Annotated in this window: 26 protein-coding genes, 1 other RNA gene and 1 pseudogene; 11 read left to right on the top strand and 17 right to left on the bottom strand. The window is 43.5% G+C overall.

The window, feature by feature from the left end; all coding sequences use genetic code 11:
- Nucleotides 1-66 precede the first annotated feature (66 nt).
- On the top strand, nucleotides 67-1,404 hold the full coding sequence (gene brnQ, locus BLR88_RS07700; RefSeq protein WP_057898166.1) for a branched-chain amino acid transport system II carrier protein: 1,338 nt from the start codon (nucleotides 67-69) through the stop codon (nucleotides 1,402-1,404).
- 71 nt (nucleotides 1,405-1,475) lie between these two features.
- Here the strand turns inward: brnQ and BLR88_RS07695 are convergent, their stop codons facing one another.
- From BLR88_RS07695 to BLR88_RS07680, 4 genes are all read right to left on the bottom strand, one after another.
- A complete protein-coding gene (locus tag BLR88_RS07695) occupies nucleotides 1,476-1,946 on the bottom strand; it encodes a FixH family protein (RefSeq protein WP_057898165.1) in 471 nt (156 codons plus the stop codon).
- Nucleotides 1,947-2,055: 109 nt separating this feature from the next.
- Nucleotides 2,056-2,481 (bottom strand): YugN family protein, encoded by a 426-nt coding sequence (locus BLR88_RS07690; protein ID WP_057898164.1) that lies wholly within the window; start codon nucleotides 2,479-2,481, stop codon nucleotides 2,056-2,058.
- Between the two features lie 88 nt (nucleotides 2,482-2,569).
- The gene (locus BLR88_RS07685) at nucleotides 2,570-6,373 is read right to left on the bottom strand and encodes a dynamin family protein (protein WP_217639381.1); all 3,804 of its coding nucleotides are present in this window, start codon (nucleotides 6,371-6,373) and stop codon (nucleotides 2,570-2,572) included.
- Nucleotides 6,374-6,579: 206 nt separating this feature from the next.
- On the bottom strand, nucleotides 6,580-7,023 hold the full coding sequence (locus BLR88_RS07680) for a hypothetical protein (protein ID WP_057898162.1): 444 nt from the start codon (nucleotides 7,021-7,023) through the stop codon (nucleotides 6,580-6,582).
- 153 nt (nucleotides 7,024-7,176) lie between these two features.
- Here BLR88_RS07680 and BLR88_RS07675 point away from each other — a divergent pair, with 153 nt between their 5' ends.
- Nucleotides 7,177-7,386 (top strand): alpha/beta-type small acid-soluble spore protein, encoded by a 210-nt coding sequence (locus BLR88_RS07675; protein WP_057898161.1) that lies wholly within the window; start codon nucleotides 7,177-7,179, stop codon nucleotides 7,384-7,386.
- 88 nt (nucleotides 7,387-7,474) lie between these two features.
- Here BLR88_RS07675 and BLR88_RS07670 read toward each other — a convergent pair whose 3' ends face one another.
- Nucleotides 7,475-7,783: a winged helix-turn-helix transcriptional regulator gene (locus BLR88_RS07670; protein WP_057898160.1), complete on the bottom strand. Its 309-nt coding sequence runs from the start codon at nucleotides 7,781-7,783 to the stop codon at nucleotides 7,475-7,477.
- Between the two features lie 75 nt (nucleotides 7,784-7,858).
- Nucleotides 7,859-8,596: a class I SAM-dependent methyltransferase gene (locus BLR88_RS07665; protein WP_057898159.1), complete on the bottom strand. Its 738-nt coding sequence runs from the start codon at nucleotides 8,594-8,596 to the stop codon at nucleotides 7,859-7,861.
- 130 nt (nucleotides 8,597-8,726) lie between these two features.
- Between BLR88_RS07665 and BLR88_RS07660 the strand changes: the two genes are divergently transcribed.
- From BLR88_RS07660 to BLR88_RS07650, 3 genes are all read left to right on the top strand, one after another.
- Nucleotides 8,727-9,488, top strand: a complete 762-nt coding sequence (locus BLR88_RS07660) for a glycerophosphodiester phosphodiesterase (protein ID WP_057898158.1) — start codon at nucleotides 8,727-8,729, stop codon at nucleotides 9,486-9,488.
- A gap of 151 nt (nucleotides 9,489-9,639) precedes the next feature.
- The gene (locus tag BLR88_RS07655; protein WP_057898157.1) at nucleotides 9,640-10,152 is read left to right on the top strand and encodes a TlpA family protein disulfide reductase; all 513 of its coding nucleotides are present in this window, start codon (nucleotides 9,640-9,642) and stop codon (nucleotides 10,150-10,152) included.
- 93 nt (nucleotides 10,153-10,245) lie between these two features.
- Nucleotides 10,246-10,386 (top strand): YqzM family protein, encoded by a 141-nt coding sequence (locus tag BLR88_RS07650; protein ID WP_082705921.1) that lies wholly within the window; start codon nucleotides 10,246-10,248, stop codon nucleotides 10,384-10,386.
- A 131-nt stretch (nucleotides 10,387-10,517) separates the two neighbouring features.
- Here BLR88_RS07650 and ssrS read toward each other — a convergent pair.
- A non-coding RNA gene (ssrS, locus tag BLR88_RS07645) (6S RNA) lies at nucleotides 10,518-10,698 on the bottom strand.
- A gap of 221 nt (nucleotides 10,699-10,919) precedes the next feature.
- Here ssrS and BLR88_RS07640 point away from each other — a divergent pair.
- Nucleotides 10,920-11,519 carry a DedA family protein gene (locus tag BLR88_RS07640; RefSeq protein ID WP_057898156.1) on the top strand — a complete coding sequence of 200 codons (600 nt, stop codon included), beginning with the start codon at nucleotides 10,920-10,922 and terminating at the stop codon, nucleotides 11,517-11,519.
- 39 nt (nucleotides 11,520-11,558) lie between these two features.
- On the top strand, nucleotides 11,559-12,047 hold the full coding sequence (locus tag BLR88_RS07635) for a dihydrofolate reductase (protein WP_057898155.1): 489 nt from the start codon (nucleotides 11,559-11,561) through the stop codon (nucleotides 12,045-12,047).
- A gap of 88 nt (nucleotides 12,048-12,135) precedes the next feature.
- Here the strand turns inward: BLR88_RS07635 and BLR88_RS07630 are convergent, their stop codons facing one another.
- The 3 genes from BLR88_RS07630 to BLR88_RS07620 all read right to left on the bottom strand — a co-directional run bounded on the left by BLR88_RS07630 (nucleotide 12,136) and on the right by BLR88_RS07620 (nucleotide 15,740).
- A complete protein-coding gene (locus tag BLR88_RS07630; RefSeq protein WP_057898154.1) occupies nucleotides 12,136-14,067 on the bottom strand; it encodes a heavy metal translocating P-type ATPase in 1,932 nt (643 codons plus the stop codon).
- A 511-nt stretch (nucleotides 14,068-14,578) separates the two neighbouring features.
- On the bottom strand, nucleotides 14,579-15,013 hold the full coding sequence (locus BLR88_RS07625; RefSeq protein ID WP_091260354.1) for a Dps family protein: 435 nt from the start codon (nucleotides 15,011-15,013) through the stop codon (nucleotides 14,579-14,581).
- Between the two features lie 223 nt (nucleotides 15,014-15,236).
- Nucleotides 15,237-15,740 (bottom strand): DUF6884 domain-containing protein, encoded by a 504-nt coding sequence (locus BLR88_RS07620; protein ID WP_057898152.1) that lies wholly within the window; start codon nucleotides 15,738-15,740, stop codon nucleotides 15,237-15,239.
- 170 nt (nucleotides 15,741-15,910) lie between these two features.
- Here BLR88_RS07620 and BLR88_RS07615 point away from each other — a divergent pair, with 170 nt between their 5' ends.
- A complete protein-coding gene (locus BLR88_RS07615; protein ID WP_057898151.1) occupies nucleotides 15,911-16,168 on the top strand; it encodes a DUF1507 family protein in 258 nt (85 codons plus the stop codon).
- A 701-nt stretch (nucleotides 16,169-16,869) separates the two neighbouring features.
- Here BLR88_RS07615 and BLR88_RS07610 read toward each other — a convergent pair.
- The 4 genes from BLR88_RS07610 to BLR88_RS07595 all read right to left on the bottom strand — a co-directional run bounded on the left by BLR88_RS07610 (nucleotide 16,870) and on the right by BLR88_RS07595 (nucleotide 20,764).
- Nucleotides 16,870-17,112, bottom strand: a complete 243-nt coding sequence (locus tag BLR88_RS07610) for a YkuS family protein (protein WP_057900259.1) — start codon at nucleotides 17,110-17,112, stop codon at nucleotides 16,870-16,872.
- A gap of 193 nt (nucleotides 17,113-17,305) precedes the next feature.
- A complete protein-coding gene (locus BLR88_RS07605; RefSeq protein ID WP_057898150.1) occupies nucleotides 17,306-18,196 on the bottom strand; it encodes a carbon-nitrogen hydrolase in 891 nt (296 codons plus the stop codon).
- Nucleotides 18,197-18,253: 57 nt separating this feature from the next.
- On the bottom strand, nucleotides 18,254-19,351 hold the full coding sequence (locus BLR88_RS07600) for a class II histone deacetylase (protein ID WP_057898149.1): 1,098 nt from the start codon (nucleotides 19,349-19,351) through the stop codon (nucleotides 18,254-18,256).
- Between the two features lie 27 nt (nucleotides 19,352-19,378).
- Nucleotides 19,379-20,764 carry an APC family permease gene (locus BLR88_RS07595; RefSeq protein ID WP_091260352.1) on the bottom strand — a complete coding sequence of 462 codons (1,386 nt, stop codon included), beginning with the start codon at nucleotides 20,762-20,764 and terminating at the stop codon, nucleotides 19,379-19,381.
- A 268-nt stretch (nucleotides 20,765-21,032) separates the two neighbouring features.
- On the opposite strand from BLR88_RS07595, the gene BLR88_RS07590 reads away from it, so the two are divergent.
- The 3 genes from BLR88_RS07590 to BLR88_RS07580 all read left to right on the top strand — a co-directional run bounded on the left by BLR88_RS07590 (nucleotide 21,033) and on the right by BLR88_RS07580 (nucleotide 24,032).
- Nucleotides 21,033-22,289: a sigma-54 interaction domain-containing protein gene (locus BLR88_RS07590; protein ID WP_057898147.1), complete on the top strand. Its 1,257-nt coding sequence runs from the start codon at nucleotides 21,033-21,035 to the stop codon at nucleotides 22,287-22,289.
- Between the two features lie 9 nt (nucleotides 22,290-22,298).
- Entirely contained in the window at nucleotides 22,299-23,096 is a 798-nt protein-coding gene (locus BLR88_RS07585; RefSeq protein WP_057898146.1) for a nitrilase-related carbon-nitrogen hydrolase, read from the top strand.
- A 120-nt stretch (nucleotides 23,097-23,216) separates the two neighbouring features.
- Complete coding sequence (locus BLR88_RS07580; protein WP_254778258.1) at nucleotides 23,217-24,032, top strand: M15 family metallopeptidase; 816 nt, start codon at nucleotides 23,217-23,219, stop codon at nucleotides 24,030-24,032.
- A 158-nt stretch (nucleotides 24,033-24,190) separates the two neighbouring features.
- Here BLR88_RS07580 and BLR88_RS19500 read toward each other — a convergent pair whose 3' ends face one another.
- The 3 genes and pseudogenes from BLR88_RS19500 to tnpA form a co-directional block, all read right to left on the bottom strand.
- Nucleotides 24,191-24,343 (bottom strand): hypothetical protein, encoded by a 153-nt coding sequence (locus tag BLR88_RS19500; protein WP_156424002.1) that lies wholly within the window; start codon nucleotides 24,341-24,343, stop codon nucleotides 24,191-24,193.
- A gap of 269 nt (nucleotides 24,344-24,612) precedes the next feature.
- Nucleotides 24,613-25,631: pseudogene (locus BLR88_RS07575) on the bottom strand (RNA-guided endonuclease TnpB family protein).
- Nucleotides 25,632-25,642: 11 nt separating this feature from the next.
- On the bottom strand, nucleotides 25,643-25,915 hold a 273-nt coding region (tnpA, locus tag BLR88_RS07570), incomplete at its 5' end, for an IS200/IS605 family transposase (protein ID WP_139184943.1).

Raw genomic sequence — 25,915 nt, 5'->3', positions numbered from 1 at the left:
ATAAGTCGTTCGATAAAGAACGACAAAAAATTCTGTTATTTCTGTTATCTTTTCCAAGGAGGCACTATGAAACAAGCTTTATCATTTAAAGAATTATTTGCGATCGGATTAATGACATTCTCGCTTTTCTTGGGAGCGGGTAACATTATTTTCCCCCCAACACTCGGACATGATGCAGGCTCTAAGATGTGGGAGGCTGTTTTAGGGTTTTTGATAACAGGCGTAGGCCTGCCTCTGCTCGGAGTGGCTGCCGTCGCGCGCGCTGGCGGTAATATCCAGCACATAGGACATCGTATCCATCCGATGTTCGCTACTATTTTTTCTGTACTAACCTACCTATCGATCGGGCCACTTTTAGCAATTCCACGGACAAGTGCAGTCGCGTTTGAAATCGGAGTGGCGCCGTTTTTGCCAGAAGCAGCCAAAACGTCTGCCTGGAGTCTTTTCGTATACTCTGTTGTATTTTTCGGAATTACGTACTGGCTGTGCTTGAACCCAAGTAAATTGGTAAACCGTTTTGGAAAAGTCATCACACCGTTTATGATTGCGCTGCTGGCTATTTTGCTTATCCGTGGTGCGCTGGCGCCGCTTGGCGATTACACGCCGACTACACTGGAAAAACCGTTTTCAAAAGGTTTCCTGGAAGGATATAATACGATGGATACACTGGCAGCACTCGTATTCGGCATCGTAATTGCTAACGCGGTACGTGAACGTGGTATAAGTGAGCAAAAGGCACAGGCAAAGGTAATCATGCAATCCGGTTTCATTGCGGCTATCGGCCTCAGTCTGCTCTATATCGGCCTGACCTATCTCGGAGCTACCAGCGGCCCCGCAGTTGGAGCGTATGAAAACGGGGGACAATTGATTACGCTTCTTTCCAAGCACCTACTTGGACAAACCGGGTTAACCTTGCTCGGGTTTGCGGTTACATTTGCCTGCTTAACGACAGCGGTCGGTTTAATTATAAGCTGCGCGGCATTTTTCTCAAAAATAACAGGCAATCGTTTGTCCTATCGTGCGATCATGACAATGCTTATATTATCTAGCCTGACGATCTCCAATTTTGGTCTATCTACTATTCTAAAGATTTCTGTGCCGCTGCTTGTTACGCTCTATCCAATTGCCATTGTGCTGATTGTGCTAACACTTTGCGGCCGAGCATTCCAAGAACACCGTTCTGTTTATACGGGCGGCGTTATCGGAGCGGCTCTCATCTCGGTGCTTGATGGGCTGACTGTCACCGGCGTGAAAACGGAGCGTATAACCGAAGCGCTAAGTAAGTTACCGTTAATGAGCGACCTAATGAGTCAAGGTATGGGCTGGATCATTCCCGCTCTCCTTGGGATAATCATCGGGGGAATTGTTTCGCTTTCTTCTTTCCGCAAAACAGTCACACAATAAATAGTGTGAAGCTGATGGACATGTGCAAAAACGAGCATTTGCCAGAAGCATATGCTCGTTTTTGTATCCATCTAGAAATCAGGATTCTTAAGCGATCCATTTTCATGTAAACCTGATTTTTCCAGTTCTTCCGGAGACATCATTCCTCCCTCTGCTTTGAATTCAAACCGTTTCGTCACCTTCTCCGATCCTCTCTTTACTTTTACGTACGCAATCCAGTCTCCTCCCATCGGCAGCACAGCTTGTCCCTTATACACGCCCGATTCGGTCATTTTGCCCCGAAACCCGTTTAAACCATGGTCCATATCCGCCATTTCAAGATGCACGATGACTTCTGCATCAGCAACGGGATTTCCATTTCGCGAAACATGTACCGTATATTCCGTCTTTTTTCCTGCTTCCACTTTTTTCGGCGTTGTAAAAGTAACTTGCAATCCGCCATCATTTTGCGAAACTGATTGTTCTTTCTCGTTCGCGCTACAAGCGACGAGAACAAACAAAGAAAGCAGAACAGACCAGCCTATTTTTTTCACACCCAACATATTTCCCATCCTCTTTCGCCCTTTTATTTCCTTTTTATCATAGCCGTTTCCAAATAATAATAAAAGTTTCCGACCATTATATACGGTCGGAAACTTTCGTTCGCTTTCCTTAAAACACAGGACGGACGCCGCTACGCGCTTGGCACTCCTCAGCGCTGGCATCACGGATGTTAATTTCTATCTTATCCATTTTCAAGTGCTGGGCCACTTCATTCAAAATCTCCCGTGAACGATCCACATAACGCTTTTCGATCTCTTTGTTAAAATCAAGTCCTTCATGATACTTGGCTCCAGAGATCATAACATCAGTCACCTTCACCATGCAGTTGCTGCGTTCAATTTCCCCGGATGTAGCGCGCGTAAAAATACGCAAATACACATAATCGCCGATTTTGGATGTCATAAGTGGATAATCATATGCTGCCCAATCATAGTCAAACATGCCGCCGCGATTAAACCCAATGTCATGCAATACCGTGTCAACTAAATCAAACGAAAATTCCTGGCCGATTAAGTTCGTTTCGACAATTTTCATCCGGCATTCACCCACCATACTCTTTTTTCTGTCTTCTTACGCTTTTTATTTATTATAGTAAAAAAAACATAGGGTGACGAGGGATGATTTACTTTTCTTTTACATTTATTTCTTTTTCAACAAGCATCAACATGCTATTTACCTGATTCCGGCGATCCATAAGACCTTCGATATTGATCTTCATACCAAGCACAGCGAAAAGCCCGGCGAAATACTCTTCCACCTCGGTCACCGCTCTCGCTTGCGCCGCGGCAATCTCTTCTTTAAAGGCAGGAACATAGTGACTGCGAAGCACCTCTTCGCCTTGTGCAGTGTATGCCTGCACAGGGATCTGGTATTTTCGCTCAAGATCGGCCTTCATCTTTTCCTGCCCCCCCTGCTCAAAAAACTGCTTCGGATTTTTAAAGAAATTCAATGAGCTTCTCAATTCATCAGTGGTACCTTCCGGGAAATCGGCGCTGAAATCTGGTGTATTGTAAGTTGGATGTTCCCAGGCACGCAATGTAAAATGTTCAAGTTGCATCCGATTCATTAGCTTTTCACGGATTTTTTCGCCTGTTTGTGCCATAAACCTTTCGACGCGCAGCGCAGTCGCACGCATCTCCTGTGCCAGATCAAACGCCAGAAAACGTGACAACTCTTCCAAGCTCAGCTGCAATGTCTTTTGTATCCCGCGCCCATCATCCTTAAGTGAAGCCGGGTTAAACGAATAGCGGAACGCTTCATTGAACCGAAGCATAACACGCTGTTTGACATAATAAACAAGCTCCTGAATTTCCTTTTCCAGCGCCTGAATATCAGCCGCCGTGTCCAGCTCGTGTATTGTTTGCAGCGCTTGTTCCCTGCGCGCTTCCGCCGCTTTTAATTGCTGATCACGCAAAGAAGCGTCCTGACGGGCTGTGGCGATTAAATCGTCCATCGTCTGAAGCACGCGGCGCACCTCAGCAAATGCTTCGTTCAGAGCAATCCTCGTTAGCTCTTCCAACGTAAACGCGATAAACTCATTTTCAAAATGAGAAAGGCCAGAGAAGTGGAGCGCTTCCGCCACGGACGGCAACGGCGCTTCCGCTGCGACGCCAAGTCGCTTGCGAAGAATTCCGGCAGCCGACTCGTTCAACTTCCCATGCGCCCCCATTCGTGCAAGCAACGCTGTCTGGCTGGATACGGGATAAATGCGCGGGCGCACAATACCACAAGTGGCAAGATTTTGCACGACGTGCTCCACCACACCTTCAAGTTCTTCCTGCGAACGGGCCAGATCGGCTGCATTAACGATAAAGAACATTTTATCCATCGCAAACGTATCTTTTACACGCCCAAGCTGGATTAAAAACTCCCTGTCCGCATGGGAAAACGCGTGGTTATAATATGTCACGAACAAAACAGCATCTGCATTCTTAATGTATTCAAACGCTACCCCGGTATGGCGAGCGTTGATCGAATCGGCGCCTGGCGTATCCACGAGAATAATGCCCTGTCGGGTAAGCGGGCAATCGTAATATAATTCAATCCATTCTACAAAGCACGCCTTATGCTCCTGCGCCACGAACTCCCGAAACTCTTCTAGTCCGATTATTAAATCTTGGCCAAGCTGCGACTCGATTTCGCTGTATCCTTTTTGCACTGCGCGCAAGAAACTATAGTGCGGCTTCGCGGTTGGATGCACATCTTTCGCATCCAGCGCTGACGAGCATTCAACTGCTTGTTCGATCGTTTCAGCGCTTATACCGAATACCTCAAGCGAATGCAACACATCATTTGTAATGTCTTCACGTGTTTTCAAACGTACCCGGACACTGCCGTGTGGATTGTTTTCATCCGGCGGCAAAATTTTATTAATTGCTGCCGTCGTTGGGTTCGGCGATACCGGCAGAATCAAATCACCCATCAATGCGTTCGCAAACGACGATTTGCCCGCGCTGAACGCACCGAACAGCGCGACGGTGAAACGGTTTTTCTCGAGGCGTTCAGCCCGCTGTTCCATCGCGCACGCACTTCCCGCAAGCCCTGGAATATCCTGAATAACTTGCGCGCTCCGGCGCAGCATATCAGCCGTTTTTAACATGAAAGACTTATAATCTTTTTTAATTGGGGAAGAATAAGAAGCGGATGATTCTGCTTCTTCTTTTTTCACCGCTAAATGAACTGGCCTTTTTACCGTGGCCCTATCGTCTGGAGCTTGCGGCACTTCAACCCGTTCCGCCTTCTGTTGTTCATACGCTTGAAGCGGCGGAGCCTGCTCTTCGCCCGGAATTCCATTGATAAGCACATCGGTCAGGCGCGCTTCTGCCTCGCTTTCTCTTCGATTGAGCGCAACCAACGCGTCTTGTGCTTCCTTCAACCCGCGGATTTCCTCCAATTCGCGCTTGATATCCTGCGCCTGCTCCTCCGCTTGACGACGTAGCGCCTGCGCCGCGCCTTCGATCATGGTCAGCGCCGCACGGCGGTACAGACTTTTGACCGCGTCTGCAATATCTTTTGAATAGTTCAAAACGGCTTCACCGCCTGTAAGCGCACCCGGTTTTACGGCATGTACCAGCAAGTCTTCGTCAAACTTGACACTGAACTCCATAGCATGTTTCTGATATTCGCTATCATCATATCCATACTTTTCCGGCAGCGTACGAAGCAATTCCTTAATATGCCACTCCAAGTGCGCGGAAGTGTTCTGCGACAATTCCACGTACAAATCGTTCAGCCGTTTGGCCTTTTCTTCTTTTGTTTTGCTTGCCGAAAATAGAAAACCAACTTTAAACCCCGGCTGGCGACTCTCCAAGAACAAGCGGGCCAGTTCCCGGGTTGAAAACGGAATGAGCGGCGCGTTGTCCAAGATGCTCTGCAATTCCCGCTTTCCCTCTTTTTCAAACTTCTCTGTTGTTTCAAAAAGTGAAGCAAGACGAGTAGATAATGCGGCGTATCGCGCCTGTATATTCTCCCCATCCGCTTTTTCTTCAAGCAAGCGCTCAAAAGGCTCGCGCTTAAGCGCGTGCTTTTCATGCAAAAACTTACGATGTTCAGCAATAAGATATAACGTGGCGCGAAAAATACTCGGAATGAGTAACCTTTCCTTCCCTTTGAACATCCGACCTAGTTGCGCGAGCAGCTCCTGCCATTGGTTTTCGGAATGAAACGGATCTTTTAAAGAAGTAAAGAAAACACCATCTGGCTCAATGTCCCAGTGGCGAAAAGCGTCCATTACGCTCTCGCGGTACTGGGTAAAGCTAAGCTCAAAGTCGACATGCTTATCAATCTGGTTAATAACAAGATAAACCGGCACGCCCCGATCTTTTAGTTCCTTCGTAAATTGGAAATTAACTTCTGATTGGACGTGGTTGTAGTCCATCACATAAAACACCGCGTCAGATAAATGAAGCGACGATTCGGTCGAAACTTTGTGGGCATCATCTGTCGAATCGATGCCCGGAGTATCCATAATACTAATGACCTCGCCGAGCAAATTGGACGGATGGTACAGTTCGATCGTCTCGACTTCATCCCCGTTCACCGCGTACGTTTTTAGCTCATTGATGTCATATTCCGGGCCAAAATCGATCGTTTTACCGTGCTTAAAAAAAATGCGAGCCGCTTTTTTTCCGGTTTTGATGCTGACGACGTTGGCGCTGGTCGGAATCGGACTGGAAGGCAGTACCTGACTTCCCATAATCGCATTAATCATACTTGATTTACCAGCGGAAAAATGCCCGCAAAAAGCGACGGTAAATTCTTTCTTTAGCAACTTTTCAAGCAACTGCCCTGCCTTTTTAGCATTTTTTTCGTCTCCCGCGGCAGAAAAATCTTCCTTTACTTTCTCAATACGGTAATACAATACTTCAGCAGGAACCGAAATCTGTTCCTCCTGAACCTGTGTCAGGCGTTCAATTGTCTCAATCATTCCACTCACCGTTGTTCTTCTTATTTGTGTACATTTTATGTCACTAATCTATCATCCCCTCACGCACAACGCAACCTTTGCCCCGCTTATTTTTGCCGTTTGGGATAAGTTTTCCCCCTTTTTCCTACATCATAAAAAAAATCCCTATCCGTATACCCGGATAAGGATTGGTACATGGTTATGAAACTTCTCTTACGCAGAATATGTTAAAAATCGCAGCTACTCGACTGATCCAATTGCCATTCTAGCGACGCGCGGCGCAACGGAAAATTCAGAAAGTCAAGCACAAACAACACGAATGGCAACTTGCCATCGTGTTTATCATGCAAGCGCTTCAATGTCTGTTCATCCAGCTGTTCATCAAGAAATTTCTTCATTTTTCGATATGCATCTTCTTCGTGATCACGAAACCAGCGAAGCGTCGTCGGCCCGGATTGTGCAAGACCATATTTATCCACATATTCGCGGACATCTTCAGGCACATACGTATATGCATATTGACGCGCGGCATCATACAACTCCTGTTTTTCCTCCACTGCCGACAAGCCGTCCGTCAGATAGCTGTACTTACCGCAGTGATAGCACTTCACTTCATATCGATGATTTCCTGTAACTTGTTTTCCGCAATACGGGCATGCGATTTGTTTCATCGAGTTCTCCTTTCTTCGTACCTGACACTATATAACCATTAGATTCTCCCTATACTATAATTTGCCACGTATGAGCGAGCAGATGTTTCGTGACAATATACTTACAAGGATAAATATCCTTGACAAAACTTCTCGTAAGGAGATGAACAAACCATGGCTCAAAACCAACGCACTTCCAACACCAACACTCTTGTTGTACCCAGTGCAGCGCGTGCGCTTGACCAAATGAAGTACGAAATCGCATCCGAGTTCGGTGTACAACTTGGACCGGATACAACATCTCGTCAAAATGGCTCTGTTGGCGGCGAAATTACAAAGCGTTTGGTGCAAATGGCTGAGCAACAACTTGGCGGTCGTTTTTAATCTTCCCTCTCACATAGCATTCCAATACCTTCATGGATGAAAAACAAGCCAGATCATGCAATGGTCTGGCTTTCGTCTGGAGCTTGTCCTACATCCATCTTTCTCCCCAATGCTGGATTGCCTCAATTACTTGCTTTAAGTCCCGTCCCTTTTCTGTTAATTCATATTCAATTCGTACCGGTGTTTCCGGATAAACTTTGCGCTCCAGAATCCCTGCTTCCTCAAACTCCTTCATCCGTTCGGTCAACATCCGATCACTCATCTCAGGAATTTGGGCTTTAATATCTTTAAAGCGTCTTGGACCGCCAAGCAACACGCGAATAATTAATCCTGACCATTTCTTGCCGAGAAGCTCAATGGCCGATTCATACTTCGGACACATTTTGCTGTAATCCACGACACACACACCTCCTTTATCATTTTATCATGAATAAGTAACGATACAAATAAATTGACATCAAACGATGATCCATTATTTCTCCTTATGACAACGACCATAAAGGATCATGCGAGTTCCTTCTTTGGAGTACGGCCTAAAATCATAATCGCCATACACGCCCCGTACTTCGAGTCCAGCACGGGAAAGCATTTCCTCCATTTCTTCTCGCCTATACATGCGCACCCGCTCCCAGAACCGGCGCTCGTCTCCATTCTCTGTAATAATGATTTCCTTTATGACAAATCCATCTTCGATTTTGCGTCTCTCTATAATATGCTTGCCACCTACGTTTCGCTCAGATTCAGGCACAAGATGTTCTTGAATATACAACGGATTTAAATAGTCGATAACGAAATGTCCCCTTGGCTTAAGCGCTTGCGCCATTTTTTGCAGCACTTTTTCGTTTTCACTATCTTCTGCAAAATAGCCGAAGCTTGTAAACAAATTAAATAGCACATCAAACTCACTTGTAAACGGAATTTCGCGCATATCATAACGATAATATATAATGTTTCCATCTTTCGTTTTTCGACGGGCTTCTGCAAGCAAATAATCGGATAAATCGAATCCGACAACTTCATACCCGCGCTTGGCAAGCGCCCGGGAGTGCCGCCCATCGCCACAGCAAAAATCCAGCACTTTCCCCGTTTTCGGCAGCGGTAGGTTTTCAAGCAAGCTGTTAATTTCACGCTGCGCCGATGCTTCATCGCGGTGCCGATACAAAGTGGCATAATCTTCCTGAAATGATCTTACAAACCATGCAGTATCCATCACTTCGTCCCTCCGTTCCATTATCCTAAGTATAATCATACCCCAGTTATTCTGTACATTTGTGAATGTGCTTTTTTCTAAGCGCATAATGTATAAAGACCGATAAAAAATGAAGCGAGGCTGCTTCCGTATGAAAGATGTATTTCTTATTTACGCACATCGCGGCTCTTCTATCAACTATCCGGAAAATACACTTCCCGCTTTTGCGCATGCGATAAAAGAGGGGGCAAACGGCATTGAATTGGATGTTCAGCTTACAAAAGACGGACACGTTGTCGTGTTTCATGACTGGATATTGCAGCGCATTACTGGTCAAAAGGGAAAAATCAGCGACTATACGCTAACCCAGCTGCGAAAAATGGACTTTGGCGCTTGGAAACACCCCCGGTTCGCTGGCACCCCTATTCCGACACTGGAACAAGTGCTTACACGCATTGCTGGAAAAAACATTATACTAAACATTGAATTAAAAAACTTTTTCGCGATGAAAAACGGACTCGAACAAAAGGTCATCCAGCTTGTTCACAGTCATAAAATGGCCAGGCAAGTGATCATCTCTACTTTTAACCCGTTCAGCCTCGAACTGTTGCGTAAACACGACTGCAAAACCGACATCGCGTTCCTTTATTTTGGCCAGCTCCGCGAGCCATGGCGCTATGCCTTGGAATACAAGTGTGCGTATATTCACCCACCCGTTCGCGGAGTTAACGCACAACTGTTGGAAATCTGCCGTAGCCATGGACTAAAGATTGTCCCCTACCAGGTAGATACACTCGCCGAGATTAAGCAAATGATTGAACTTGGTACCGACGGAATTATCACGCCCCGTCCTGCTCTCGCCCATCGCCTGCTATACGGGACACAAACGAAAAGAAAAAGGCGAAAGCGCTAGGTACCGAATGGTTATTGCATTTCGCTTCCCGCTTATGCGAGAATAGACACGATTATATGAGCGGCTTTGCCGCCTCTTCCATTCGGGCCGCCAATGATTGTTCAACTCTCAAACCATAAATCATATTCGTACAATAAAGCAGGTGAAAACGATGAAAAAAGCTTGGCTCGCCTTCGCCATCGTTCTTGCACTTATCGGCTATTCGCTCTATAGCATCTCTGGCTCCAAAAAAGAAGAAAAAGCGAAAGTTGGCTTCCACGCTCCCAATTTCAGCCTGATCGGACTTGATGGAAAAACATACCACCTTTCTGAAATAAACAAACCGGTGCTCATCAACTTCTGGGCTTCATGGTGTGGACCATGCCGGGCAGAAACACCAGTTCTTATCCGCCTTTACAAAAAGTATAACGGAAAGTTTGAAATCCTGGCGGTCAATGTCACAGCAAACGATAAACAAGAAAACGCGAAAAAATTCGCTGCTTTCTTCCAAATTCCTTTCCCAGTACTGTTCGACAAAAATGGCGACATCACCGAAAAATATCAGGTCGCGCACTTTCCAACCAACGTATTTATAAATGAAGACGGGGAAATTATCCACATTGCGGACGGCATACTTCCTCCGGAAACACTTGAAAACATCATCCAAAAAATGGTTGGTGAATAAACCTATCCGCCTACATTGTCATCAGCTTGTCTTTCCTTCTCATAGGCGCAAATATACATAATATGGTATGATGGAAGAGCGGAGGTGAGTAAAATGACGAAGCCTAACCCTGACCTGAACCTAGACCCAAACCAAAATGATATCGTGGATTCTTCTATTGGATTCGGTGCTTCATTCGGTATTTTCATGCTCATTTTTATCGGCATGATGATCGCAGAGTATATGATGAAATAATGATTGTTTATTCAGAACTCCGTCATACATGCAGAAAAGGAAGCGCGGGTATTTCTCCGCGCTTCCTTTTCTGTTCGCAAATAAAAAGAACACTTGCATGTTCACTATAAGTGTTCTTAGCTTTTCTTAATTAAAACCCCGCCTATGCCGTTTCATCCTCATGTTTCAAAACCCGCTCTCGCAGGTGGGTGTCCGCAAAGTCATTTCCACTGTCTCATCAATGTGAGCATAGTGTCCATGGCTTAATATAAGACTCCCTTTTTATTGTTACGGTTCGAAACAAAGAAAATGAATCGAACATCGCAGGCATATCATTCACTTTACTAATAATATAATAGCCGATTGGGAAAAGCTTTGCAAGAAGAAGTTTTCGTTTGCTTTTTTACCGCTCTCCTAAAGCGCATCACTTGCATAAATAAAAATAAGTATCATAAAACATTTCATCCACGATAATGATCGTAATTTTTTACCACATTTCAATTCCGTCTAAAACTTTATTATAATGAAAAGAAATAGACATATTGGGGGATATTATGAACGCTGACACACTTGTAACACTTATCGGGCAATACGGTTACGCTGCCTTATTTTTTTGCTTATGGCTTGGAATTATCGGCATGCCGATTCCCGATGAAGCGGTGGTCATGGCCGGAGGATTCGCAGCCTCTCTTGGTCTGCTTCACCCGGTTACCGCTTTTTGTATTACGTATCTCGGAGTCATCTCCGGCCTTTCTATCGGCTATGGTCTTGGCCGAATAATGGGCCCACCGATGCTGAATAAACTCAAGAAAAAGAAAAATATAGATAAATATCTCTCAAAATCGTACGGCTTAGTCCAACGTTACGGTTCTTACTCGCTATGCATCAGCTATGCACTCCCGATTGTCCGCCATCTTGTCCCTTACCTAGTGGGGATCGGGCGCATGCCATTCATCCGTTACGCATTTTTTTCCTATACAATCGGGTTTATCTGGACGCTTGCCTTTTTTATTATCGGCCGGTTGTTTGGCAAATACATCGACAAAATTGGAATGATTGTCCATAATTACGGTCTTTTGGCTTTAGGCGTGTTGCTGGCGGGCATCGTGCTGCTCTGGGTGGCTATCCGGATGCGCAGTAAACCCGCATCCTAAGAATGAGCATATTTTAGAAAGTCCTAAGGAGATTTTGACATGATTTCGATCGTTGTCGCTATGGATCAAAACAGAGTTATTGGAAAGGAAAACAAGCTGCCCTGGCACTTGCCGGCAGATCTCGCTCATTTTAAAAGCCTTACAATGGGGCATGTCATTGTAATGGGCAGAAAAACATACGAATCGATCGGCCGGCCGTTGCCAGGACGTACAAATGTGATTTTGACAAAAAATCCGGACTACCAGGCGGAAGGTTGCGTGGTTCTACATTCCGTAGAGGAAGTGCTGTCCCGCTTTTCCGGAGATCCGATCGATGTTATCGGAGGAACGCAAATCATCACATTATTCCTTCCACTGGCTGATACGCTTTACCTCACGCTTATTAAAGCTAGCTTTCCGGGCGACACCTATCTTCCAACAATCGATATGTCAGAATGGGAACTTATCTCTAAGCGAAAAGGTGTCAAAGATGCAAAAAATCCGTATGATTACTACTTCCTTACTTATAAAAAGAGGTTGCGTCAGTAGCCTCTTTCTTCTTTCTTTGATTTATCTCCTGTAGAATGCGAGGTGAATCAATATAAGCAAGCGTTTATCAACATGCTGAAAATAGAAACTACCCCCTAAGAAGCCGCAGACCGTTTAAAATCACAAGAATCGTGCTGCCTTCATGTCCGATAACGCCGAGCGGCAATGTAAGGGACTGCGCAAAGTTGGAAAGAATCAAAAGAATAATGATGCTCAGCGAAAACGCAATGTTTTGCTTGATCACGCGACCCGCTTTTTTACCAAGACGAATTGCCATAGGAATTTTTTTCAAATCATCGTTCATCAGCACTAAGTCAGCCGTGTCAAGCGCCACGTCACTGCCCGCGTTTCCCATTGCGATGCCGACCGAAGCGGTAGCCAGCGCTGGTGCATCATTCACTCCATCGCCAATCATCGCCACTTTACCATACCGCTCACGCAGCGCTTTAATTCTTTCTACTTTTTGTTGCGGCAACAACTCCGCATATACCTCGTCCACGCCCGCTTCAGCGGCGATGGCTTCAGCGGCCGCCCGTTTATCACCGGTTAGCATGACAACAGTAATCCCAAGGTTCTTCAGCCATGCCACCGTTTCTTTCGCCTCTGGACGAAGCGTATCCTGCACCGCAAGCAGCCCAGCGAGTCCGCTCTCATTTTGTGCAAAGATGACTGTTTTTCCTTCACCCTCAAGGCGGTTTACGATTCCTGTTAGATGTGTAATATCTTCATCGTCTTCGACAAACGCTTCCTTGCCGATTTTCCACCTTTGTCCTTCAAATTCAGCCACAACTCCGAATCCGGTCACCGCCTGCATTCGCTGCGGGCGATGCAATGGTCGTCCGGCTTCTTCCGCCTTCTCAGTCACTGCGCGACCGATCGGATGTTCCGACAAGCTTTCTATAGAACCAACGATCCAAAGAAGTTCTTCCTTACTATATTCTTGCAATGGGATAACATCGGTTACCTGAGGACGTCCTATCGTTAATGTCCCCGTCTTGTCAAACGCTACCGCACGGACACCAGCCAGATTTTCCAAATGAGCCCCGCCTTTGAAAAGTACACCTTTGCGGGCGCTATTGGAAATAGCGGACAACATCGCGGGCATAATAGAAGCTACAAGCGCACATGGGGAAGCAACAACAAGAAAGACCATCGCACGATATAATGCTTCAGACCAACTCCAGCCCAGCACATAGTACGGAATGAGCATAAGCAGCAGCGTAATTCCGACCACCACTTTTGCGTATATGCCTTCAAAGCGCTCAATGAATCGCTGGGACGGCGGCATTTCACTCTGCGCTTCCTGCACAAGCCGGATAATTTTCGAAAACAGACTTGATTCGCTCTCGCTCGTTACCTCAATCACAAGTGAGCCTTCCCCGTTCAGTGTTCCGGCGTATACCGTATCCTCCACATTTTTTTCTACCGGAAGCGACTCTCCCGTAATCGAAGACTGGTTTATAGAAGACGTTCCTTCTCTAATAACGCCGTCCGCTGGAATGCGTTCACCTGGTTTCACGATAATCTTATCGCCTACCCGTAGTTCTTCAATTTTTACCTGTTTTTCCGTTCCATCTTTATACAAACGTGCCGTTTCTGGCTTTAAATCCATAAGCGAAGCGATATCCCGGTAACTGCGCATCATCGTATAGCTTTCCAGCGCGCCACTCAGTGCAAAGATAAAGATGAGAATGGCGCCCTCGAACCAGTATCCGATGCTGGCCGCGCCTACCGCCGCAAGCAACATAAGCAAATTTACGTCAAGTTCCCGTTCATTGATTAGCGTCAAAATTCCCTCTTTCGTTTTCATATATCCGCCGACACAGTATGCCAAAATATACAAAATAAAAGACCATGTGTAAGCATTGTGCTGTATTATCCAAGCTGCAAATGTAAATACGCCACACACAACTGCAGCGATTCCTTCACCATGCCGCTTAAGCGACCGTATCCAGTCTTTTTGTTTCATATCAGATTGTACGAACATAGATGATGTACATGTCGGTTTTGCTTCATTCATCTTCGTTTCCCCCCTGATAATAAATCTCAATTTTTCTGCAGAAAGCACGAATGCTGCTGTCAGGAACGACAGCAGCATAATTCTGCGTTTAGTTAAGAATGATTTTCATTTTTGTCTCAGGCTAATTTTTTTGCTTATAGGCAATTAATTTATAATTATTATAATCTAATTTTCTCCTGCTGAAAAGCAAAAAAAAACAAAAATAGGCTATTTTTTATTGACTAAGTTCCAGCACAGCTTTATAATTGAAGATAATAATTATTTTCAATTAAGGAGTGGAGAATTTATGGACATTTATACAATTGAAGCTGCATTATTTATCGTGCTGCTTATCTCATCTCCGTTCCTTCTGTATTCATTTGCAAACGTGACAAGCGGGAAGGAAAGATAATAACATATATACATATCTTTAAAAAACGCTCTGGAACCAAAAGGTTTCCAGAGCGTTCTTCGTTTTCTACCTAGCTATCTTCATCTTTGAATCGCCAACGTATTCTTAGCCTGTCGTCCACTACCCAAGGAAAGAAGTTAGCATCCAGATATGCTTTTCAAGCGAAGAATGGATGGCAAGTAACATATCGCCTGTTACTTCATCATTTTCTTTTTCTGCCAGTTCCATACCTTCTTTCAATTCCTTGTTTATTTGCTCAAAATCGTTTACAAGCGTCTGCACCATTTCACGTGCGTCTTCCTGGTTTGTTGCTTCTTTCACGGAAGCAAGTTCAAGACATTCACGCATTGTTGCAACCGGGGCGCCTTTCAAGGCAAGCAAACGCTCCGCGAGCTCGTCAATATAACCTGCTGCTTCTGTATAAAACTCTTCAAATTTTGCATGCAAGGTGAAGAATTGGCTTCCTTTCACGTACCAATGATAATTGTGCAATTTTACGTACAATACAGTCCAGTTAGCAATTTGTCGATTCAATACCTCTGTCACATTTTTCATTGTTCTTTCCTCCTTTAATTTAATAACAATAATTATTTATTTGAAACTATTACAATTAAATATATAATCATTATACTCTTTTGTGTAAAAATGTCAACACCTTATAGCTATTATGTTCAACTTTCAATTTCGTTATTTATTTGAAGCTTCATATTCGGAGCAGGCGGCTTCCCCGATGCAGGATAGCCCTTTGTTGAGCAAAACGGAAGCCAGATCCCAAACTTCACCTAGAGCCTAACGGCGGTTCACAAAATCCTCCCCGTGCGCTTTCTCCATCTAACTCTTTTCCTTCCATGACGGCCTGATTTAAACGTTGCAACATATAGCCAATCCCTTTGCAATCGCTAAGCGGAAAACGGTATGTATACCCATCACCGAACACCGCAGTGACCACTCTGCGGTGTTTTTTGCCACCGAGCACGACAATTTCCGAAACCGTATCCAATTCTTTTGCTTTCATCTGTGCCTGTAACTGTCTTGTACTAATAATGCCCGGACGTTTCGAATCAAACGCAAGATCATAATTTTCTGGAACAATGTCATCCGGCAACAAAAAACCATATTTAGCCGATAAAATCACCCACCGATCAAAAAAGCGTGCCGCATATCGTCGGCATGCCTTGCCGAATGGACTAATATATGCTTCATCGGCCCGGGTCGGGCCAGCGTCTGGATATTTATCCCATATTTTTCTTGCCCCGCAGGGAACAATACATAATCTTTTCATTCTCCTGTCCCTTTCTGGAATGATCTATCTTTGGTATGAATATCGAAATTGCAAAGGAAGTGTATTATAACCTACACATGTTTTTCTTTTTTGCTATACTCAAAGTAAAGTGAGAAAAATAATCATTCTTCCGTCAGAGTAAAGTTAAACAAGGAGAAGGTGGCAACTATATGAATATTAAAACACAAGCATTAGAACTGCTCAAAGCAGAAGCCAATAAAATCGAACGTTTGATCGAGGTCCAGCGCAATAATCTAACAATGCCAAAATGTCCGCTTTATGAAGAAGTGCTCGATACCCAGTTGTTTGGCCTGTCGCGCGTCATCGATTTTCTGACACGGCTTGACCTGCTAAGCAAAGAAGAAGGAAGAGAAATTCTAGACGGATTGGAGAAGCGGATTTCAGAAAAAATAGGACAGAGCCAGTAATTAAACCGTTGCATGCTTTTTTCCGCTTTCCACACGGCTTCGGGCTTTACTGGAACGAAAAAAAAACAAAAGCCCAGGAAGAAGGAGAAATTTTCATCTATCACAGATGCGATGAAGCACGGATAGATAATACGCCCTTCTTCCTGTGCGCCTTTTTCTATGAAGAGCCCTAACTTGAATACTGCTTCTTTCACACCAAACGAGTACGAGCCTTTATTTATTATCGCGAAACAGACGAAAGCGAAAGAATATACGCTTCACGTAAACCTGTCATGCTGCATAACATACCGGTAAAGAACAGTGCAAACCGTTTGGTCAGAAGCGAAGCTATGATTCTGTCTGAAGAGAACGAAATATCTCTCCAGCATGTTGCAATATAAACGAAAGACACCTCGTTTCACAAAGATAAGAAGCCACTATTTCATATATATCCGAAACTACCTGCACTTTCATGCTTGTCCTTCAAAAAGATAATGATAATCAATTTCAATTATAAAACATACTTTTTCCCTTCTCAACCTAACCTGCGCATTCGGATTCGATAAAAGCTGAAAGACGACATCAACCATATTATACCATACCCAGCTTAAGTAAACATCGAAGACCTATTTTCCCCCTGTAAAAACAAGGTTTTATATTTTCACCCGGTGGTAAAAGAAACAAGGACACCTTTGTTGGCATCCTTGTTTCTTCGTGTAACGCTAGCGCTGTATGTTGCGGTTGACCGCCTCAAGAACTTCTTCCGCCGTCATTCCCTGCGCGTTGATAACGGAGGCTTTCGTTAGCATGTCTGCCATACCCATTAGATTTATATCCTGTCCGGAAACAACGCAACAATCACAGCCCGCGATGTTTGCCTCGTTCATGGCCACCACCTGATGTCCCTGGCTCTCTAGATATTGCTTCACATCTGTTAACGTATTTTCCACTGCAATTTTTGCCATGCGATTCACTCCTTTCATTGCTCCCTCCTTTATTTTGAATTGATCATTAGCAAAATATTCCCTTTTCCAGAAAAATCATCATCTCTTTCAAAAGAGTATACCAACTAGACTTGCCGCGCCAAAGCCGCAGTCCCTCAAGAAGAGTAGAACGTCCTGTAAAAATGCAGAAGACAGCAGTAAAAGAAAGCAATAACTATAAACGAACAGGAGCCGGGAAAACAGTTTTCGTTGGAAGCGCCTCCTGCTTCAACAGCAGACCATACGTTTCCGGACGACGATCACGTAAAAATTGAAGTAGATTACGCGCAAAGTCAATTTCCTTCTTGTCAATTTCCTGAATTAAAATTCCCTCTTCATCATCCAGCGACTGCATAATCTCACCCAGCGGGTTGCTGACAAAGCTTCCACCATAAAACGTCATATTCTTTTCGCGACCCACACGATTTACCGCCGCTACAAACAAACCGTTCGAAATGCCATGCGCAGAAATTGCCTTCTCCCAGGCCCGGCGGGTGCAAAGCTCCGGATGATCCGGCTCGGAACCGATCGCGGAAGGATAGAACAAAATCTCCGCACCTTGTAGCGCCAGAATTCTGGCCACTTCCGGGAACCATTCATCCCAGCAAATCCCAATACCGATTGTTCCATAACGTGTCTTATACACCGGATAACCTGTGTTTCCAGGAATGAAATAATATTTCTCATGGTACTGCGGCCCATCCGGAATATGATTTTTTCGTGTGGTACCAAGGTAAGAGCCATCCGCATCGAATACGACCGCACTGTTAAAGTATACACCGCGCCCTGCCTTCTCATAGAATGGCACAATAAGAACAACCCCTAAGCGCCCTGCCAATTCGCCCATCTTCCGCAATGTTGGGCTATCTACAGGCTCCGCAAGGTCATACCCTTTCACAGAAACCGTTTGGCCGCAATATTGCACATTGAACAATTCCTGTAAGCAAATAATTTGCGCACCTTTCATAGCTGCTTCTTCTATTTTTTCAATCGTATAGGCTACGTTTTGCTCAATATCTTCTCCGCATTTTACTTGAATCAATCCAAGGGTCACTTTTTCACTCATCTTTGTTGCCTCCTGAAATATATTGTCTATGACAAAAATGTTATACAAAAGATTATTTCAAATATTATTCCAATATTGAGAAAATATCTTCTTGCATGCAAAGATCGCTTCCCACAGTTCCTGTGTAACCGGTCGCTCTGGAACGGAATGCGGGTCACGGAAGTCTGCTTCGCAATCCATTAGCCCTTCGATTACACCTAATGTAGCAATGGGTAAGTACGGTAGGCTATATCCGCCCTCCTGAAGGATTACCAAGCGCCCATCGCATATTCTTTCAGCTAACTCCCGCACCACTTTCGCCATATAACGGAATCCCTCACGCGTGACCACCATACGGGAAAGCGGATCCATACAGTTTGGATCTTGTCCAGCGGAAATGAGCAGCAACTGCGGCTCGTATTTCTCAAGAATCGGAAGCACAAGTTGCTCAAATGCGTATTGATATCCCGCATTCCCTGTCCCGGAAGGAAGGGGAATGTTAACGTTATAACCCTCTCCCTCTCCCTCGCCAACTTCTTCAATTTTTCCTGTATTCGCCGGAAAATAGCTATCTTCATGTACAGAGATAAATAGCACGTTTTTATCATGGTAGAAAATATCCTGCGTTCCGTTTCCATGGTGTACATCCCAATCCACAATCGCCACCCGTTCCAGGCCGTATACGTCCAGCGCATACCGGGCTGCAATCGCGACATTGTTGTACAGACAAAATCCCATTGCTTGATCGCTTGTGGCATGGTGTCCCGGTGGACGAATGAGTGCATACGCCTGTTTCACTTCATTATCCATCGCAATATCAACCGCTTTCATCGCACCCCCAGCAGATAGACGGGCAATCTCTTCTGAAACAGGGCAACCATACGCTTCCGGGCCGAACACACGGAGACCTTTACGAGCTGTTTCCTTCATATTGTCGATATGACGCTGTGTATGCACACGCAGCAAATCCCTATCGGTAGCCGGTTCCGGCACAAACGTTTTCATTTTTGCCAGCAGCCCACTTTTCTCCAACATCTCCTTGATGTAGCGAACGCGAAAATGGTTTTCAAATTCCAGACCAACATTCAGCGTTTCGTTTCCTCCTACAACATACACTTGCTCACCTGTATCATGCTTTACATAATCTTCGTGAAAAACAAAACCGATTGATTTCATCCCTGTTCTCTCCTCTAGCGTAGTAACTCAGGAAACAATGGACTGATCTTCTGTTGAATCAACAGAAGATTCAACCTCTTCAAAATGGAGTTGCGGCGGCTTTTTGGTAAAAAACTTCGTTAAATACAGCAGATACACAATTCCTGCTATAATCCAGGCGCTTCCCAGCATAATCGAATGTTTGTCCAGGTTCGTCCAAAGCCAAATAGTAAACCCGGAACCAATCAGCGGCAGTAATACATACAGAAAAGCCCCTTTTATACCGCGCTGTTTATTGCGAATATAATAGTGAAAAATAACGGACAGATTGACAAATGTGAACGCTACTAGCGCACCGAAATTAATAAAAGAAGCGGCTGTCGCTAAATCAACAACAAGCGCTGATAATGAAAATAAGCTAATTAGAAAAATATTGCGGGATGGCGTTTTATATTTCGGGTGTACATAGCCAAATAGTTTCTCTGGCAGTACGCCTTCCCGCCCCATAGCAAATAGCAGTCGCGCTGCACTTGCGTGCGATGACATGCCAGATGCAATCGTCGAAGTAATCATTCCTGCCAGAAACAAAGAAGCAAATAACGCTCCCCCAATGTATTGAGCAATTTCAAAAGCAGCAGAATCTACAACTTTAAACGAAGTAAAATCCGGATACACCACTTGTGTAATGTAAGATACAAAAGTAAAAAGTGCTCCTCCAATGAATGTCACTAGGAAAATAGCTCTTGGTACTGTTTTCTTAGGTTCAATCGTCTCTTCTGAAAGCGTTGTCACCGCATCAAATCCGAGAAACGACAAGCATAGAATCGAAGCTCCGGCCAGCACAAAAGAAAACGAAACATCCTGATTATAAAAAGGTAACACAGAAAACAGCGTGCCCAGCCCCATTCCATTTGTAATTCCTTTTACGGCTAAGGCCACAAAAATTACGGTCACAAGAAATTGAAATAAAACAAGCACTCCGTTGACTTTTGCCGTCATTCGAATCCCCAAAATGTTGATCCCCGTAATCATGGCGATAAACAAAATAATCCAGATCCACGATGGAACTGAAGGAAAGGCAGCCGATAAGAAAATGCCAGATAGCAGAAAATTAATCATCGGCAAGAAAAGATAATCCATCAATACAGACCAGCCAACCAGAAATCCAAGATGAGGGCTGATCGTTTTCTGTGTATACGTATAAGCTGAACCTGCAACAGGATATGCTTTTACCATCTTTCCGTAGCTATATGCAGTAAATAGCATAGCAAGAAGGGCTACTATATAAGCAGCTGGAACCATGCCATGTGTCGTCTGCGCCGCAACTCCATACGTGGAAAACACGGTCATCGGAGCCATGTAAGCGAGACCGAGAATAACAAGCGGAAACAACGTTAATGTTCTACGAAAATGAGGTGCCTGCTTGTTAGACATACACATCCCCCCATCTTTTATTCCTTTTCATATAAACCCTCCTCTCAATTTTTACATAATTTCTTAAATACAAATTTTATGCCAATATAAAATTTATTGAAAATAATAAAAACAGGCTGTACAATGAAGAAAATCAATGAAAAAAATCATTATATATTCAAAATTAAAGAGGGAATCTCGTTAAAAAATAGTTAAAAATCACAGGATAATGAAAAAAATCACCAGATGAATTTTTTCATTATTGTGTATAGTAGGAGGATTTTCAAAAATGATAGAAAATATGAAAGTTAATTATCATTGGAGACTACATACTATAACAAAATCAAATGAACCTCTTTTCAGCTTAAATCAGCTGGAACTTTTGCGTACATTTTTTAATGAAGAAACGCTCCATCTTCTGAAAAACATCATTCAGCAACAAGTAAACACACTGCATGAAAATGAAATTGTACAATTGAAAATATCCTCCTTTGAATTTCTGATTATAAAAGAAAAAGATAAAATATTACTGGCAATATCAAAGGACAAAGAAACAGTGCAGTATGCCAGCACAGAAAACGAAATTTCAACGATAGAAACTTCTTTTATTGCCCATTCAGCAAAAATGAAACAAATAATGGAAATTATCAAAAAAGTCTCCTACGTTGATTCCACCATCCTGCTGCTTGGTAAATCCGGGGTAGGAAAAAGTATGATCGCTAAACTCATCCACAAGTACAGCAGCCGTTCAGACAAAAACTTTGTTTCTGTGAACTGTGGTGCTATCCCTGAACCACTAATGGAAGCAGAATTGTTCGGGTATACGCATGGTAGCTTTACGGGGGGACAGCGGGGAGGAAAAAAAGGAATCTTTGAATCAGCAAATGAAGGTACTGTTTTCCTTGACGAAATTGGTGAACTTCCTTTGAATCTTCAAGTGAAGTTGCTTGAAGTTCTACAAGAAAACTGTATTCGCCCTATTGGCTCAGCTAAATTAGTCCCCATCAATGTCCGTGTTATCGCCGCTACGAATCAAAATTTATTGGAACTTGTCCAACAAAAAAAATTCCGGGAAGACCTGTATTATCGGCTTAATGTCGTTCCAATTGAAATTCCTTCATTGAAAGAAAGAAAGGAAGACATTGTATATTTAGCGCGTCATTTTCTGAACAAACTGGTGAAAAAATACGGCATTTTTAAAACGTTTCATCCAGATGTTGAAGACGTTTTTACACAATATGAATGGCCAGGGAATGTAAGGGAATTAGAAAACATAATCGAAAGAATCTTTATTACAACCGAGGACAATGAAATCCAGCTTACACATTTACCTCCATTCTTTCATTCTTTAAGTACAAAATATACTGAGCCATATCAGAAAAGCGAAATTATACCTTTAAAGGAAGCAAAAAAAAGGCTGGAAAAAGATTTAATTACAAGAGCGTACGAACTTTACAAAAGCACATACAAAGCGGCACAAGCATTAGGGGTCGATCAATCAACGATCGCCAAAAAGCTAAAAGAATTTCGTAATGAAGGAAGGTAAAACAATATCATGCTAACGATTGCACTGGCACAGTTAAAAGGAATTCCATTCGATAAAAAATCCAACCTTACCCGTACCATTTCAACAATACAAATGTGCAAAGAAAAAGGCGTGGATTATGTTCTATTTCCAGAATTGTTTCTGTCAGGGTACTTCATCCAAGATCAGATTCAAAAGTTAGCGGAAACAGCAGAGGGAGAAAGCATTCAAATCATTCAAGAAAAAGCAAAAGAAGCCGGTATCGGTGTGATTATTGGTTTCCCCGAATTTTATAAAAATCAATATTACAATTCTGCCGCCTTTATCGGGAAAGATGGGAGCTTGAAAGGGGTATATCGAAAAGTTCATCTCTTCGATAAGGAAAAAGAATTTTTCACCCCTGGTGAAGAGTTCCCTGTTTTCCGCACAGAAGCCGGAAACATCGCCATCATGATGACTTTTGATGTGGAGTTTCCTGAGATGGCAAGAATTTATGCAATGAATGGAGTAGAGATGATTATGGTGCTAAACGCGCACAGCGTTCCTTATGAGCCGCACCAAGAAGTCTTTTTACGGGCCCGGGCATTAGAAAACCAAATATTTATCGCGGCAGCCAACAAAGTAGGTCTTGAAGGAATGACGCTGTATTTCGGGGAAAGCGCCGTAATCTCTCCTGAAGGCAACTTCTTGACTAGAGGCGGAAACAACGAAGAACTTCTCATCACATCCGTTAATCTGAACGATGTGTATAAAGTAAGAGATGAGCAGCCTATGAAGTATCTTGATAATCGAAAAAATGCATTATATCGAGCTCATGGTCTATTATGAAAAGCACGTTGCTTTTATCCAGAAATTCTTTATACTACACAGGGGGATATTTTTATATCTTTAAAAACTCACTGGGTAAAAAACGAGGAGAATTTCATAGAAAGAAAGGAAGAGATTTTTTTGCATAAAGTTCGTCGTAATGTTACAGGTGCTCTGTTGCTTGCCGGAGCGATAACCCTATTCGCCGGGTGCAGTGAACAAACAGCGGCTACGTCTTCTGAAACACCAAAAACGCCACCCACCTCTTCAGCGTCCAAGTCCAGCGGCTATTCTTCAGAACCTGCCGCTTCAAAAAATCCAGCAAAAAATGAAACTGTAAATGCAAACAACAAGGCTGTGCAAGTCGTCGCCAATCCAGACAATATCGCCGTGTTGGTCAACAAACAATGGATGCTTCCAGACGGCTATAAACCTTCCGATTTGGTAGAACCAAATGTTCCGTTTATTTTTAAAGAAAAACTAGAAAAGCGGCTCATGCGTGAAGAGGCGGCGCAAGCTTTAGAAAAGCTATTCGCCGGTGCGAAGAAAGACGGAATCCACCTGAGCGGCGTCTCCGGCTACCGTTCCTATAAGACGCAAACAGCACTGTTCAACCGCTATATCAAAACCCACGGAGAAGAAGCAGCGCGAAAATTCAGCGCGGCGCCGGGTCACAGTGAACATGAAACAGGGCTTGCCATTGACGTCTCTGGCAGCACCGGCAAATGTGCGGCCGAAGATTGCTTCGCTAATACTCCCGAAGCAAAATGGTTGGCCAAACATGCCCCAGAATACGGCTTTATCATTCGTTATCCAAAAGGTAAAGAAGCAATCACCGGATATAAATACGAACCCTGGCACATCCGTTATGTAGGGATAAACATTGCCAAGGAAATCGCAAGCAAAAATATAACGTTAGAAGAATACGTACAACATATGATACTCGTATCAAAATGATGGAATACAAGGCTGTTGATGAATCATGGTGTCAACACAAAAATCTTGAATAATCAACAGCCTGACTTATCCATCAAAACAATCCCGTCTTTCCCCTTCTTGTCACAAGCGCAGTCATTATCCTGCTTCCACCCTAAACGCTTCATAAAAACGCTTACTTACTGACTTTTTTGAAAAATCCGCAGAATCAATCGCCCTTCTTCGTCCGTATAAACATCAAATGTACTTCCGATAACCCCATATAATTCCGGCGGAATAATAATATAGCCATCTTTTGTTGTCTCCCCGATAAACATCTTTTCACTCATCATATCGCACCTCCCGATACTTTGATAATTAGTCATGAAGTAACGATTTACCTGCAATTTCACGAAAAATCTTACAAAAAAATTTAAAAAATAACAAGGAAAAGCGAAAATTTGCCAAACACTTATATAACAAACTGAATCAGAAAGGTTGTGAACTACCCACCACTTAAAACCTTACGGTTTTTGAAGTGGGGGCTTCTCGACTTATCGTTGCTTTTAGTAGCCAACGAAAACTGACCGAGCTATCCCTCTCGTTCCAAGAGTTCTTTTTGCTATGCTAACGCTAATAAGCGCAATCCTTCATGTTTGATGTTGATAGAAGCGTTCCAGTCTCTGTCTGCCACAAAACCACATTCACAGCGAAAGGTGCGCTCAGAAAGAGATAGAGACTCCTTTACTTGACCACAACATGAACAAGTTTTTGATGATGGAAACCCCTTATCTATTTTGATAAACTTTTTCCCTTGCTCCTCTAACTTGTATCGGAGAAGTGTCGTGAACATGCCCCATGCATTATCAGCAACGCTTTTACCGAAATTGAGGGCTTGTGACATTCCTTTCATGTTGAGGTCTTCGATAACCACACAATCATACCGTTTCGCTAATTTATGTGATTCCTTATGAAGAAAGTCCTTACGTTGGTTTGCAATCCTTTCATGTAGCTTCGCTACTTTCAGACGTTGTTTGTGCCAACGATTAGAGCCTTTCTTTCTGCGTGATAGAATACGCTGTTCCTTCGCTAATTTTTCCAAGGCTTGGCGATAGAAACGAGGGTAATTGGCTGTCTTACCCTCTTCGCTATCAACAAATAAGCCATTCATAGAAAAATCTAAGCCAACAACAGCATGATATGATGTGACGGAATTTCCCGATGTTGCTTCATTTTCACAAGTTTTAGTTTCGGTAATTTGATATAGCCATCAAAAAGCATAATGTTTCCGTTCACCACATTGGTTGTGTAGGACTGTCTCGACTTACGGTTTTTGAACTTCGGAAATTCAGCACGACCAGAAAAGAAGTTTTTGTATGCCTTTTGTAAGTTGAGTTGAGCATTTGCCAATGCAAGGCTGTCTACTTCCTTTAGCCATACAAACTCCTTTTTGTACTTTGCAGGAGTAGGGAATTTTTTCTTTTTTAGCGTTTCTTTGTCATCCTTGAATTGTTCATATGTTTCCTTCCATTCAGCCAACATTTTGTTGTAGACGAAGCGGACACAACCGAAGGTTTTTGCAAGAAGTTGCTCTTGTTCTTGCGTTGGGTACAGACGAAATTTATATGCTTTGTTTGCCATATCGAATCACCTCACTTCATCCCTTGATTTTCTATATACTGCTTTATCACTTCAATGGGCGCACCACCCGTTGTAAGCAAGCAAAAGCTTCTTGACCAAAAATACTCTTTCCAAAGTTTTCTTTTTACTTGTGGAAAATGCTTTTTGATAAGTCGAGAACTTGCGCTTTTATAAGCGTTGATGAACTTTGACATTTCAGTATTTGGATGTGCTTTGAACAAAATATGCACATGGTCAATATCATGATTCCATTCAACTAAGGAAATATTATAATTTTCACCCAA

The sequence above is a fragment of the Aneurinibacillus thermoaerophilus genome (genome assembly GCF_900099925.1).
Lineage (GTDB): Bacteria > Bacillota > Bacilli > Aneurinibacillales > Aneurinibacillaceae > Aneurinibacillus > Aneurinibacillus thermoaerophilus.
The sequence above is the reverse complement of the archived record's forward strand: the minus strand, read 5'-3'. Positions and strand labels throughout refer to the sequence as shown.